This is a genomic window from Methanobacterium veterum, from assembly GCF_000745485.1.
GTDB lineage: Archaea > Methanobacteriota > Methanobacteria > Methanobacteriales > Methanobacteriaceae > Methanobacterium_D > Methanobacterium_D veterum.
In genome coordinates, this window is the sequence record NZ_JQJK01000008.1 from 226,515 (window position 1) to 240,376 (window position 13,862).

General features: G+C 32.4%; 13 protein-coding genes. 7 read left to right on the forward strand and 6 right to left on the reverse strand.

Annotation, left to right across the window (positions count from 1 at the left end; translation table 11 throughout):
* Positions 1-19: 19 nt before the first annotated feature.
* Positions 20-775 (reverse strand): TatD family hydrolase, encoded by a 756-nt coding sequence (locus EJ01_RS01250; protein WP_048080118.1) that lies wholly within the window; start codon positions 773-775, stop codon positions 20-22.
* A 200-nt stretch (positions 776-975) separates the two neighbouring features.
* Between EJ01_RS01250 and EJ01_RS01255 the strand changes: the two genes are divergently transcribed.
* The 4 genes from EJ01_RS01255 (at position 976) to EJ01_RS01270 (ending at position 5,103) form a co-directional block, all read left to right on the forward strand.
* Positions 976-1,809 carry a helix-turn-helix transcriptional regulator gene (locus EJ01_RS01255; protein ID WP_048080119.1) on the forward strand — a complete coding sequence of 278 codons (834 nt, stop codon included), beginning with the start codon at positions 976-978 and terminating at the stop codon, positions 1,807-1,809.
* Positions 1,810-1,918: 109 nt separating this feature from the next.
* Entirely contained in the window at positions 1,919-2,767 is an 849-nt protein-coding gene (locus tag EJ01_RS01260) for a helix-turn-helix transcriptional regulator (protein WP_052375729.1), read from the forward strand.
* Between the two features lie 129 nt (positions 2,768-2,896).
* The gene (locus EJ01_RS01265; protein WP_048080120.1) at positions 2,897-3,727 is read left to right on the forward strand and encodes a helix-turn-helix transcriptional regulator; all 831 of its coding nucleotides are present in this window, start codon (positions 2,897-2,899) and stop codon (positions 3,725-3,727) included.
* 461 nt (positions 3,728-4,188) lie between these two features.
* The gene (locus EJ01_RS01270) at positions 4,189-5,103 is read left to right on the forward strand and encodes a UbiA family prenyltransferase (protein ID WP_052375731.1); all 915 of its coding nucleotides are present in this window, start codon (positions 4,189-4,191) and stop codon (positions 5,101-5,103) included.
* 137 nt (positions 5,104-5,240) lie between these two features.
* On the opposite strand, the gene glyS is transcribed toward EJ01_RS01270, so the two are convergent.
* The 5 genes from glyS to tfrB form a co-directional block, all read right to left on the reverse strand.
* Positions 5,241-6,968, reverse strand: coding sequence for a glycine--tRNA ligase (gene glyS / locus EJ01_RS01275; RefSeq protein WP_048080121.1), 1,728 nt, complete (start codon positions 6,966-6,968; stop codon positions 5,241-5,243).
* 138 nt (positions 6,969-7,106) lie between these two features.
* Complete coding sequence (gene dcd / locus EJ01_RS01280) at positions 7,107-7,715, reverse strand: dCTP deaminase (protein WP_048080122.1); 609 nt, start codon at positions 7,713-7,715, stop codon at positions 7,107-7,109.
* Between the two features lie 109 nt (positions 7,716-7,824).
* Positions 7,825-8,988 (reverse strand): DUF1512 family protein, encoded by a 1,164-nt coding sequence (locus EJ01_RS01285; protein WP_048080123.1) that lies wholly within the window; start codon positions 8,986-8,988, stop codon positions 7,825-7,827.
* Between the two features lie 14 nt (positions 8,989-9,002).
* Positions 9,003-9,701 (reverse strand): RNA methyltransferase, encoded by a 699-nt coding sequence (locus EJ01_RS01290; RefSeq protein ID WP_048080124.1) that lies wholly within the window; start codon positions 9,699-9,701, stop codon positions 9,003-9,005.
* A gap of 39 nt (positions 9,702-9,740) precedes the next feature.
* Complete coding sequence (tfrB, locus tag EJ01_RS01295; RefSeq protein WP_048080125.1) at positions 9,741-11,231, reverse strand: fumarate reductase (CoM/CoB) subunit TfrB; 1,491 nt, start codon at positions 11,229-11,231, stop codon at positions 9,741-9,743.
* Between the two features lie 325 nt (positions 11,232-11,556).
* Between tfrB and EJ01_RS01300 the strand changes: the two genes are divergently transcribed.
* From EJ01_RS01300 to EJ01_RS16245, 3 genes are read left to right on the forward strand one after another with little or no spacing between them, the layout of a single operon-like run.
* Positions 11,557-12,249: a cobalamin B12-binding domain-containing protein gene (locus tag EJ01_RS01300; RefSeq protein ID WP_052375732.1), complete on the forward strand. Its 693-nt coding sequence runs from the start codon at positions 11,557-11,559 to the stop codon at positions 12,247-12,249.
* A complete protein-coding gene (locus EJ01_RS01305; protein WP_048080126.1) occupies positions 12,250-12,660 on the forward strand; it encodes a hypothetical protein in 411 nt (136 codons plus the stop codon). It begins immediately after the preceding gene.
* Positions 12,661-12,696: 36 nt separating this feature from the next.
* Positions 12,697-13,818 (forward strand): sensor histidine kinase, encoded by a 1,122-nt coding sequence (locus EJ01_RS16245; protein ID WP_052375733.1) that lies wholly within the window; start codon positions 12,697-12,699, stop codon positions 13,816-13,818.
* Positions 13,819-13,862 lie beyond the last annotated feature (44 nt).

Sequence of the window (13,862 nt, forward strand, 5' to 3'; positions counted from 1 at the left end):
GTAAGAAATGGTAAATCTCTTACAACTCAAAAAATTTAGCGGCATTATCATTTGAAACTTTTTTAATATCTTTTTCATTAAAACCTGCTAACTTAATTCTATGAACTGTTTTAGGAACAGATAAAGGATCAGAAGGTGAAGAACTCATATCACTGTCTAAATAAAACTTATCAAATCCATATTCATCCAGTATTGAAACCGCTTCATCAGGAGTCATTTTTTTAGGTTGAACTGTAAGCCCCAGCATTGCACCTATATCAATAACATCGTTAACTATTGTACGGTCTACATGATCTATTACAACCATTTTAGGATCTATATTTTCCTCAATAATGGATGTTGTAATCCCTGTTATCTCTTTTTTATTGCTTCGAGGTGTATGTATAATTGTTTTCATTTTAAGAGTTTCTGCAAGCTGCAGCTGTTCTTTGAATATATTTTTTTCAGATTCAGATGCAGTTTCAAGTCCAATTTCCCCAATTGCAACTACAGAGTCATTTTCTAAAAAGGAAGGCAGCTTCTCAAGTGCCCTTTCAAAATCTTCTGAAATGCTCCTTGGATGAATTCCAAGAGCAGCATATAGTTTTAATCCGTTTTCTGCTGCCCTTTTAATATCATTATTTAAAATACGGTTCCAGTGGTCAAAAACTACGTCCGACACGCTCATCCTTAGAGGATCGTGTGCGCACGTTACTGCCGTCTCTATACCTGCCACTGCCATTTTTTCAAAGTCTTCATAAGGCCGTGTATCTGCATGCACATGTGCATCTATCATAAAATCACCTGTAAAATCATTCTTAATTATAAAATTATTCAGATAATATTAATATAATTAATGTATTATCATTAAATTTTATTTACACAACATTTAATTACATTTTGAGCCAATATAAAGTAAAATAGATCGTTATAATTTATAATAATGGATATTATTTAAATGAATATTTACAATATTCAGGCATAAAGGAGATCAATATGGACATAATTGGCACTTTAAATCGTTATGAAAACATAAAAGGAGATATAAAATTTGTTACGACTTCAAGTGTCAGGACAAAGATCATTTTAAGCTTAAATAAAGGGAATAAGGATTTAAATACACTTAAAAATGAACTGGGTTTAGAATCATCTGCTGCATTGCACTCCCTTAAAAAACTTGAAAGCCAAAATATCATTATCAAAAAGGAAAATGAATACTCTTTATCAACAATTGGTAAATTATATGCCATCAAATCAAAAAATTTATTCAAATCATTTTACACAATTAAAAAATATGATAAGATATGGTTAAATCACTGGATAGATGGAATACCTAAAAATTTACTTAAAGAAATTAAATGCCTAAACAATTCATTTTTAGTGGAATCCACACCAGTAGATATCATAAAACCCCACAGCCATTACACCAAACTGGTAAACAAAGCCAATGAAATTAAATCCATATCCCCCATTTTCTATTATCCATATATAGACCTTTATAAAAATGCATTAAAAAGGGATGCAGACGTAAAACTCATTTTATCCCCATTAATACTGGCTAAAATGACCGAAACTGCAGGTGTAGAAATTATAAACCAGATTTTATCTTCAAAGAATTTTAAACTGTATAAAATAGAAGAAGATGTAAAAGTGGTCTTTACAGTCACCGAGAATTTTCTATCACTGGGTTTATTTTCAACTGAAGGACTGTATGATGCCACCATCAATTTAGTAAGTTATGATGTAGATGCAATCGAGTGGGGTAATAAATTATTCAGTTATTACTTGGATAAGGCTCAAAAATTCGATTTAGACAATTTAAGCAAATAACAGTACTATCATAATCATTTAAAGTCTTATTTTCATTTTAAAATGAATTATCTTTATATATTGGAGCAAACAAAAATGTAGAACACGGAGATGATTTGCAGGTGCATTTATGAATATAAATGATATTTTAAATTATTACGAAGATGTTAAAGAAGATTTAAAATTCCAAGGCATATCAAGTGTTCGAATAAAGATCATGATAAGCTTGTATGAAGGACCAAAGAAAACTAAAGATCTAAGAGAATTAACTGGAATACCCGCATCCACATTATTACATGGAATCAACGAACTTGAAAAACAAAAATTAATTTCAAGAAAAGGAGATGACTTCTTTTTATCCGAAATAGGGTTTATATCAACGCTTAAATTAGTAGATTCAATTAAAACACGAGTATTATTTAAAAATACTAAGAAATTATGGCTTAATCATGATATAGAATCTATTCCCCAAAATTTACTGATGAAAATCGGAGACTTAAGCAGTTCTAATCTTATTGAAAATGAACCTGAGGATATGTTCCAGTCACATAGAACATACCTTCAAATAGTGTCAAATTCTAAAGAAATAAAAGGTGTTTCGCCTATATCTTACCCAGATTACACGGAAACTTTTGTAAAACTAATCAAAGAGAATGTTGACGTTGAATTAATATTAACTGAAGAGATACTTGCAAAAACAATTAGTTCGCTCAATTCAGAAGACCTCATTGAATTTAAAAGAGTACTCTCCAAAAATAAGCTTAAAATATGGGAAATAAAAGAAGATATTAAAATTGTATTTACAGTTACAGATAATTCCATGATATTAGGGTTGTTCTCAGCAGATGGAATATATGACCCAAATTTGATTTTAGTAAGTGATCATAAAGATGCAATTACATGGGGAAATAAACTGTTTGATTACCACAGGAAAAAATCTCAAAAAATTAACATGGACTATTTTAAACAATTCTCATGAATTTTTTACTGACATGATCTAAAAGGTATTACCCCCATCTCCAATATTATCATCTTTTACAGGATAATACCTATTTTTATATGAGAAATATTAAAATAGTAATATTCTATTGATAATCCAGGTGTACACATGCATATAACAGATATTTTAAATTTCTATGAAGAAGTGAAAGACGATATAAAATCTCAAAGTACCTCCAGTGTCAGAACAAAGATCATGATAAGTCTAAGTGAAGGACCAAAGAAAACTAAAGATCTAAGAGAATTAACTGGAATACCCGCATCCACTATATTACATGGAATCAATGAACTTGAAAAACAAGAATTAGTTATAAAAGAAGGAGATAACTTTTTTCTATCAGAAATAGGAAAAATAATGGCTTTAAAATTAATAGATACTATTAGAGCATCTGTTTCACTTAAAAAACTCCAGAGATTATTATTTAATCATGAAATAAGAGATATTCCTCACGATTTACTCATGGATATAGGTCATCTAAGCAACTCCCAGCTTATTGAAGCAGATAATATAGATATTTTCAAGGTGCATGGAACACATCTAGAAATTGTATTAGACTCTAAAAAGATAAGGGGCATTTCTCCAATATTTTATCCAAATTATCCTGAAACTTTTAAAAAGATTATAGAAAGCGACATTAAAGTTGAACTTATATTAACAAGCGATGTGCTGAAAAAAACCATGCAATCAACAGATAGCGGAGAAAAAGACCTAAAAAAATTAATTGAAAAAGGAAATTTAACGCTATGGACACTGGATAAAGATATTAAAGTTGCATTTACAGTTACAGATAAATTTATGACAATGGGATTTTTTTCAGTGAATGGAATGTACGACCCTACTCGAAATCTGGTAAGTAATGACAGCGATGCGCTTTCCTGGGGTAACAGATTATTTGAATACTACTGCAGGCAGGCAGATAAAATAAATTTTGAAAAGTAAAACACATACCCATTTATAGAAGATTAGATGCTGCTATATTGTTTTAAATAAACTTTTAATAAACTAATACTACTTTTTTACTATTTTAATTTCTAATAAAACAGCAATTATGAAATTAGCTGCTATAATATTTTATTAGTTCTGTAACCTTAAAAATAAATCTATTTCTAGTTATAACTTTGTTTGATGCATATAGAAACTTTTAATAATATAATAATTTAAATAATTACCGGACAGCCCATATTAAATAATAAAATATTAAAATAAATACTTAAACGGATTATTATATCACCATTACGCTTAAAAAAGGATTAATTTTGGAAATAAGACTAAATATGAGTAATATATAAGAATAAGCGAAATATTGGATTTGCATTCGAGATTATAGACAAATTAATGATCATTAGAGTAAATTCGTTCATGAATTTACAATTCAATGATATTAAAAGGAAGCGATCTTAATGCAACAAGTCGACAAAATAAAATACTGGAATGATGTAATAAATAGTTTTGTAAATACGAGCTATAAAAAAATAGAAAACTTCGTATCTTTTCTACTGAAAAGTACGTTATCTACAGCAATATTTGGCTCTTTAAGGGCATATTACCCCTTTTTGTTATTTGGGGCAGTTATAAACTGGAATATATTTCTAGCCACATTTCTTGTGATTTTTGCAGTATACTGCATGAATAATTTAACAGATAAAGAAGAAGACGAAGTCAATTCACCGGAAAAAGCCAGCTTCGTTAACAGTAATGAAAAAACACTCACTTTTGCCGTGGGTTCTTCCTATATTATGGCAATAATATTAGGATTTTTAGATAGTTTTTATACTGTTCTTATTCTATTAGTTCCACTTTTTGCCGGAGTTATATACAGTATTAAAGTTTCTTCTAAATTACCTCGTCTAAAAGACATATTTGCAGTTAAAAATATAATCATTGCTATAAGCTGGGCACTGGCAACTACATTAATTCCTGCAATCCATACACCTAACGTCTCATGGGTATTTATAATCTCAGTAATCTACTTTTTCTTTGTAAAAAGTTTCGTAAATTCAGTTGTATGCGACATAAGAGACATAGAAGGAGACACAGCAAACGGCATAATAACTATCCCAGTTGGAATTGGAAAAGAAAAAACAAAAAAAATACTCTCAGCACTTACCTTTTCCATCATGCCTGTAATTTCAATATTACTGTTTTACGGGCTGTCTCTCGGATACTTCATAACCATGGCCTTTTCCATGATTAACAGCTACTGGCATATAAATTATGTCTGCAATGCAGAAGAAGTCAGCAAATATATGTCCCTTCTGGTACATGGAGAATGGATTTTCGTGCTAGTGCTATGCTACATTATCACACTAGTATAAATCCATTTAATTCTTTTTTTTATTTAATTATGGCACTTTAGGTAAAGAAGTAAAAAAAGAAAAATATTTAAAATTGATAAACAACTCTAAAAATAAATTATTTCTCAAAGATAACTTTGAGAATAAGATTAGACAGATTAAAGGTCTTCAAATTCAATCCAGTAATTCATTAAACTGTCTAAAACTTCACTGATATCTGAAATTGGAATCCTTTTCTGTTCAGTAGTGTCCCTGTTTCTTATGGTAACCATATTATCCTCTAAAGATTCATGATCAACAGTTACTGCAAATGGTACTCCTATTTCATCTGAACGGGCATATCTTCGTCCGATAGTTCCAGATGTATCGAACTCCGCTATAAAACCATCTAATCTCAGGTCATCCTCTATTTGAAGCGCCACTTTTACAAGTTCTTCTTTATTTAAAAGTGGGAAAACACTTACTTCAACTGGAGCTATGTCCCTCGGTAATTTGAAATATTCCCTGTCATTTTCTTTATCTTCTGTAAATGTATGTGAAAGTACAGAGAAAATTATCCGGTCAATACCATATGAAGGTTCTATAACATGAGGGAATATTTTTTCTCCCCTTACTGTTTCACTCACTTCCTCAAAATTAACATGTTCAGGCAATAATTCATAGGAGTTACCACCTATCTCAAGTTTAAATGACCCTTCATTTTCAACTGCTTGCTTAACGCTTTCAGCTTCAATATCTTCAAGCTCTTTAAGTATCTTTGGTGCATCACCTTTAAAGGAAGGTCCAAATTTACCCATGTTTGGTTTTACAGCCAATTTTTTGATATGTTTAGGTTCATCGTACTCTAAAAAGACCCTTAGATCTTCTTTACTGTGCTCTGTATGGGATTTAAGGTCATAATCAGTTCTATCTGCAATTCCAATTATTTCTACCCAGCCGTACCTTTCAGTTTTTACCTCAACATCCCAGCAGTCAATTGCATAATGCGCCATCTCATTCGGTAAATGCTGCCTGAACCTTATAACATCCTCTGGAATTCCAATTTCCTCTAGAAACTCACTTGCAAGATATAACTGGTAAACAAGCATTTGACTTGATACTATTTTCTTTGAAAGCGCTTCTTCTACAGATACTTCAATTGGCTCTCCTTCATTCATCTGGATTTCTGCAGGGTAAAGTTTGAGCATACTATCCTTGATTTCATGGAATTTTCTATGGGTTTTATCTCTAGGATCCACAAAAATCTCAGCTTCAGCCTGGGTGAATTCACGGAGCCTTATTACCCCTTGTCTTGGAGATATTTCATTTCGATAGGCTTTTCCAATTTGAACTACACCAAATGGTAATTTACCTCTAAAGAACCTCAGAAGCCTCTTAAATGGTATAAAAATACCTTGAGCAGTTTCAGGACGCATGTACCCTGTTTTTTTACCTTTAGCACCAATCAGTGTTTGAAACATCAAATTGTAATTCCACACACGAGATAACTGACTGCCACATTTAGGACATCCGATTTCCTCATCTGCGATCATCTGGGTAAGTTCTTCATTGTTTAAACCTTCCACATCTTTGTCTATAACTTCTTCAATTATGTGGTCTGCCCTGTAAACTTCCAAACATTCTTTACATTCAGTCATTGGATCAGTGAAATTGTCAACATGTCCTGAAGCTTTAAGAGCTTCCTCCGGCATTACAGTAGGAGACTCTATTTCATAAAAACCTTCCCTTACGATATAATATTCTCTCCACTTGTTGATAATTGAATTTTTTAGTATAGCACCAAGAGGGCCGTAATCATAAAATCCTGCAACACCTGCATATATCTCAAATGAAGACCACAGGAAGCCTCTCTTTTTTGCAATGTTCATTACTTTATCATGTTTCATAGTATCATCTCGCTTTAAAAATTTAAGTAGCATAAATCATCCAAAAACTCAGTTTGAAACCAAAATTCGGTTTTGAACGATTAAAAATATTGAAAAAAAATTTAATGAATCCAAATATAAATTAAATTTTAATCTCCACTACTCTCTTTTAAGAGCTATTTTTTTAATTAAATCTTTATCATATTTAATTCTACTTGATTCTGGACGTTTTTGACCCATATATTTGCTATCTCTTTCTGGATGTCCGTACGGCTTTTCTGATGGAGATGTCATGGTTTCAAAGACTATTTGGCAAACTCTTTGCCCAGTATATAGCGCTACAGGCATTTTACCAATATTTGAAATTTCCAGTGTGATCCTTCCATGGAATCCGGGGTCTATATAACCTGCTGTAACGTGCATGGTTACACCAAGTCTTCCCATGGATGATCTGCCTTCAACCCTTGCAACTATATCGTCGGGCAATTTTATGGTTTCATAAGTTGTGGCAAGGGCAAATTCTCCAGGATGGATTATAAAAGGTTCTCCTTCATCTATATAAAAAGATTCCATATAAGAATCAATATCTGCTTCATCCATTGGATCTATACATGGTTTTCTAATTATTCTAAAACCTTTAAACTCGTTTCCTATCCTTAAATCCACTGATGATGGTTGTATCTGTATATCTGGATTGTCAAGGGGATCTATAACAATTTTTCCTGCACCAAGGTATTCTTTAATATGTTTATCGCTTAAAATAGCCATGTTTACCCTCTTTTAAAACGTTTAAATTCAATTTATTAGATTAAAGATAATAGTTGTATTTGTATATCTAGATTATAAAGAGATCTACAACGCATAATCTTCAACATAATTATCTTCTAAAATAACCGTGCTTGTCTTCTTGCTCATCTATTTTGTCTTGCTTAACTTCTATTTCGGATATATCATCCAATATGTTTTTAATCCCGCAGCTGTTTCCAACTCCAACTACAAGAATATTAGCATCATCAGGAGAATTATAAATTAATTTCTGCACTAATTCAAATGCTTCAACTGAAGCATCTGCGATCTTCGGGTTCATATTGCTTATAGCCTCTTCAGGACTCATTTTCACAATAACAGCATCGAGTTCTATGTTTCTTTTAAGAATTTCTTCTTCAATAGCCCATTTATCTACTCCAGGGCCACCAATTACAACCCCAATACCTCGTGCCACTTTCCCTGTTTCTTCTCCTTCAAGCTTGACTGCTGCATCTACTGTTATTATTTTATCTATGCTTTCTTTTTCGAGAATAGATCGAACTGTCTTTCCAACTCGGCCAACGCGGGCTCCCGGACCTTTTGCACGAGCTATAATTAGATCACGTTCTTCCATCTTCTTTTTAGCAATGAACATGTCTTCGATCTCGGTTATGTACTCATTTTTATAGTCTTTCATGAGCAAACCTGCAACTATCGGACCTGCACCGTCTCCAATGGGTTTTCCTTCAGAAAATGTTTTTGCACCTTCAAATTGGGCTTTTACAACCCTCATAATTAATGGAATGCTCATTTGAAGCATCAGCAATATCTGCAAGTTTCCTTTTCTTCCAAGCTCTAGATTGTGTCTTACCTGTTTTGCAACATCGTTAATAGCAAGTGTGGCTTTTAAAGTCATCACAATGTTTGCTTTGGTTTCCGTGTCGGCTAAAGGGGCTACTTCCTTTACCATCTGTTTAAATCTGTCTTCACTTAGATCCAGGATTTTCTCGAACTTTCTTACGAGTCCGTTAGGGTCAAGATCTACTGGAGGGACTACAAAAAATTCCATAAATCCCTTAATTTTATCTGAAGGGTCAAGAATAGGCTTTCCTTTTTCTTTAGATATTTTAATAAGAAAATTCTCCAGTTCATGAACCATACCATCTAATTCAAGTGCAGCCTTTTCAACACGGGACAATGCCCTTACCCTTACAATCCATGGAATTAGAAAAATAAGTAAAACTATTACCAGTATCCCAATAATATCAAATGGACTCAACCCAAATAATGCCATTTCCTTCCCCCACATTATTCTTTTAATTTCAGCCCTAACCTTCTTAAAGTCCCTATCAATGTGTGTGCTTCCCTTCCAGAGATGAATGCTCTACCTATAATATTTTTAAAAACTGTAGATGCTGTTTTCATTTTATGTTCAGGGTAACCTGTATATTTAATTAATTCATCCATTTCCTCAATTAAAAGTTCTTTTTCAGATTTTAAAGCTACTTCCAGTTCTTCTCGAGGATAATTCTTTTCTCTTTTAAATAATTCATACAGTACAATTGCTGCAGCGTGTGAAATGTTTAGTACTGGATATTCATCGTTTGTAGGAATGGTTACAACCACATCACAAAGGGCTATCTCTTCATTATAGAGACCATTACCTTCTCTCCCAAATACTATGGCAATATTTCCAGTTATATTTAATGATTCTGCAAACTGCTCAGGTGTAACCGCAATCCTTGAAACATTGTAACTCCCGCCGGCCATACGTGTTGTACCAACTGTAAAATCTATATTTTCAGCTTCAATGAATTCTTTAAGGGAACCATATTCTTTATGATTCCATATAATATCCTTTGCATGCATTGCCTGATAATAAGCTTCTTTTTTTAATTCGCATGGATTAATAAGCACCAAATCGTTGAACGCAAAATTTTTCATGGTCCTTGCAAGAAAACCTATGTTTCCTGGAGATTCTGGTTCAACAAAAACTACATAAATCATATTTTTATACTCTCTAAAATTAATAAGTAAAACAAGGGCTTATTTTTCATAAGCCATTTCAAGAAGTTTTAAAATGTTTAATACAGGGATATCCATACCCTCTTTTTTGAGTTCAGTCTCTATGTTGATCTGGCAGAATGGACAGATTGTTACAACGGCGTCCACGTCAAGTTTTTTAATCATTTCTGCCTTTTCCTTACCTAACTCTGCTGCAATTTCAGGTTTTCCGGCACGTACACCCCCACCAGCACCACAGCACTGGTTTGGTTTTTCCATTTCTACGAGTTCCAGTCCTTTAATTTTCTTTAAAATTTCACGGGGCTCTTTATTGATTCCTTGGACTCTATTGAGGTGACACGGGTCATGGTAAGTTACCTTCATATTTAAAGGCTTCATATCCTCAGTATTTAAGTTATCAATCAGAAATTCACTGATATCAACCACGTTGAAGTTAACACCCAATTTAGGGTAATCTTTCTTTAAAGTTGCACCGCAGCCTGCACACACAGTTATTATTGTGTCGTAATCTTTGAAAACTTCCTTATTTTTTAAAGCCAGCTCTTTTACGATGTCAGTCTGCCCTGTTCTAATCATTGGAGAACCGCAGCACACCTGGTCTTCAGGAACCACAATATCAATGTTGTGGTTTTCTAAAACTTTAAGCAGTGCAAACCCTACTTCCTGCTGCCTGTAGTCCACAAGACAGCCTGTAAAGAATGCTATATTTGATTTTTCTTTATTTTCACCAGAAACTGCTTTAATAAATCCTTCATCTAAAAGTTCTACAGACCTTCCAGTACGTGCAATTAATTCCCTGACTTCTTTATGCGCTGGGAGAGGGCCTACACCTTCACGGCACGCAATTTCCCTTAACTTCTCAATTGCCCCACCTACAGTACTTATTTCCTTCGGGCATACTTCTGCACATTTCCCACAGGTGGTACAACAGTAAAGGCCCTCATCAAATCCAAGTTTAGCCCGTTCTTCCTTATTACGTGGATCAAGGGCAAATTTTGAGATGTCGCGCATGAAGTAAGGGCCTGCATATTCAGCAGATGTTTCATTTACAACAGGACATGCAGATAGACATGAGAAACATTCTATACATCCTCTTAATTTCTTTGAATCTTCATATTGTTCTGGTTTTAAGATTTCAAGACACATTTCGCTGTCTTGAGGTACTTCATCTCCCCCTAAAGAGAGTTTCATCTTTTTGATCTTGTTTTCAATTTCGCTTCGATCTACAACCAGGTCCTTTAAAACGTCAAAATCGAGAGGTTCAATAACTGCATTGTCCTCTATTTCAGCCTTACATGCCAGTTTAACTTCGCCGTTTACCTTTAAAGCGCATGATCCACACTGCCCAGCCCTACATGAACACCTGTAAGCTATACCTGCACCGTATTTATGGTTGATATAGTTTAAAGCGTCAAGGACTTTCATTTTTTCCGTTTCCTCAACTTCATAGGTTTCATAGTATGGCTTTTCGTCTTTAGCTGGATCATATCTTAAAACTTTAATTGCTATCATTTCTATCTCCGGATTTTCTTTAAAAAGTGCTTTAAAATAATCTTAAAGTTAAATTAATTGAATTAGATATTTAAAAATGTAGTTGAATTTATACTATATTCAGTTTATATGATCTTATATTTAATCTTTATAATTAAGTCTGGATCTAAAGATAAATTAGGATATTATAAGCTTGTTTTCTAAAAATAACAGTATTTAAAAATTTTATTGCTATTTTTTAATCGTAATTAAGTTTTATAATATGAAACTACTTGAATAAAATGGTTTATCAAGTAATTTAAATAACTTTTTAAGTTATAACATATTAATTAAATGTAAGATTATTATGTATGAATTTAAAGAGGAAACAGGTTCCTTTTTTGAACTTGCTAGACAATACCTTAACTTATTATTAAACGGAGATAATTATGCAGCTGTTCAAATGATTATGGAGGCTGTAAAAAATAATATTGATGTTAAAGACATTTATCTTCATGTTTTTGAGCCTTCACAGCATGAAATTGGCAGATTATGGCAAAAGAACCAGATAAGTATAGCTCAAGAACATTTTTGCACTGCTGTTACCCAGAATATAATGTCTCAACTTTATCCCCACATTTATAAAAGTGAAAAAAATGGTTATAAAATGATTACTACATGTGTAAGTGGAGAACTGCACGAAATTGGAGCTCGTATGGTTTCTGATTTTTTTGAGATGGAAGGATGGGATACATATTATTTAGGCGCTAATATGTCAACTAAAAGCATAATAGAAACCATTATTGAACTTAAACCGGATTTAATTCTTATTTCAGCTACAATTAATTCGCATGTTGGTGCTGTCGCTGATTTAATTAAACAGATTAGATCATTAAATGTTAAAAATTTAAAAATTATCGTTGGAGGGCGGCTTTTTAATATATCCCCATCATTATGGGAAAAAGTTGGTGCTGATTGTTATGCTTCTAACGCGTTAGAATCTATTTTTGTAGCTAAAAAATTATTAAATATTAAATCTGTTAATAAGGAGGAATTTTAAGTGTCTAATTTAAATAATGTTAGTTCCATTTCTCCAGAAGCATTAGAATCGTTTAGAAAATTAAGTGATAATATTATTAAAGAAACTGTTTCAAGATCACTTGAAAATAAGGACGAAGTGAGTAATCATGGGGATCAAGCAGAGAGAATACTAACAATCGGTCTAGAATTTACCACAAAGGTGTTAGACGCAGCAATGAGTGTGGGTGAACTTCCATTTTTAGAAGATGAACTATTATGGGCCAAGGACAGATTACCTCATGATGGAGTGATGATGGAACATATTCTTAGCCGTTTTAAGATTTACCGGGATGTAGTCAATGAAATGATTCCAGTAAAATATGCAAATGAAGTGAATTACTTTATTGATTGGATGATAGCTCGTCAAAATGAATTAACTTATATTGATTAACTTTTTTGTTTAACTTAATTTGTTTGGAGAAACAATATGAATTCAAATATAAATACTAAACAAATTGCATTATTATGTGATCTTGATGGTATTATTTTAAAAGTTTTAAAAAATGAATTAATAGCAGATCAACTACAAGGCAAGGCATTTAAAGATATTTTCAACGGTGAAAGTGCTAAAGAAGCCTTGATTTTCATTAAAAAAATTAATAAAGAATATGTGGCTTTTAATTGGGAACTAAACATGATTATAAGCGGAAAAATAAAGTTACTGCACTTTAATGGCGGAATTTTTGATAATCACATATTAATTATGGGTACCAACTTCTTTGATGAACTCATGTATTATTATGAAGAAATGACTCGAATAACTAATAATCAAGTTACCCATATACGTAAATTGAATAAAGACATGTTAGAGGCATCTTCAAATCTTAAAGAACGTTCTAAAGATTTAGAAAAAGCACTTGAAGATTTAAACCACTCCAATGAACAATTACAGAGTTTTGCTTATATTACAAGCCATGACTTACAGGAACCGTTGCGCACCATTGCTAGTTATGCACAACTTATTGAAAGACGTTATAAAGGTAAACTAGACTCTGATGCTGATGATTTTATTGAGTTTATGGTTAATGGCGCTTATAGGATGAAAGAGATGATTCAGGGCTTACTTGAATATTCCCGTGTTGAGACAAAAGAGCATGAATTTAAGGAATTTGAGGCTGAAAGTGCTTTGAAATATGCTTTAAATAAGTTAGGATCTGCAATTAGTGAGGTTAATGCTGAAATTACTTATGATGAACTACCAGTTATCTTTGCTGATGAAAGTCAAATTATACGTGTATTCCAGAATCTAATTGGAAATGCGCTTAAATTCCGAAGGGAAGAAGTAAAACCTAAAATTCATATCTCCTCCATGAAAAAAGATAATGAATATCTTTTTTCGGTCAGTGATAATGGAATAGGATTAGATGAACAGTATAGTGATCAAATTTTTGAAGTATTTAAGAGATTACATGCAATGGATGATTATCCTGGTGCAGGAATAGGTTTATCGATTGTTAAACGGATTATAGAAGGCCATAATGGTATAATTTGGGTTAAATCAGAATTAAACAAAGGATCAGCATTTTACTTCAATATACCTCACGAATAAATTAATTTTAAGGCTAATTGATAAGATCAGATGACATTTTTTTT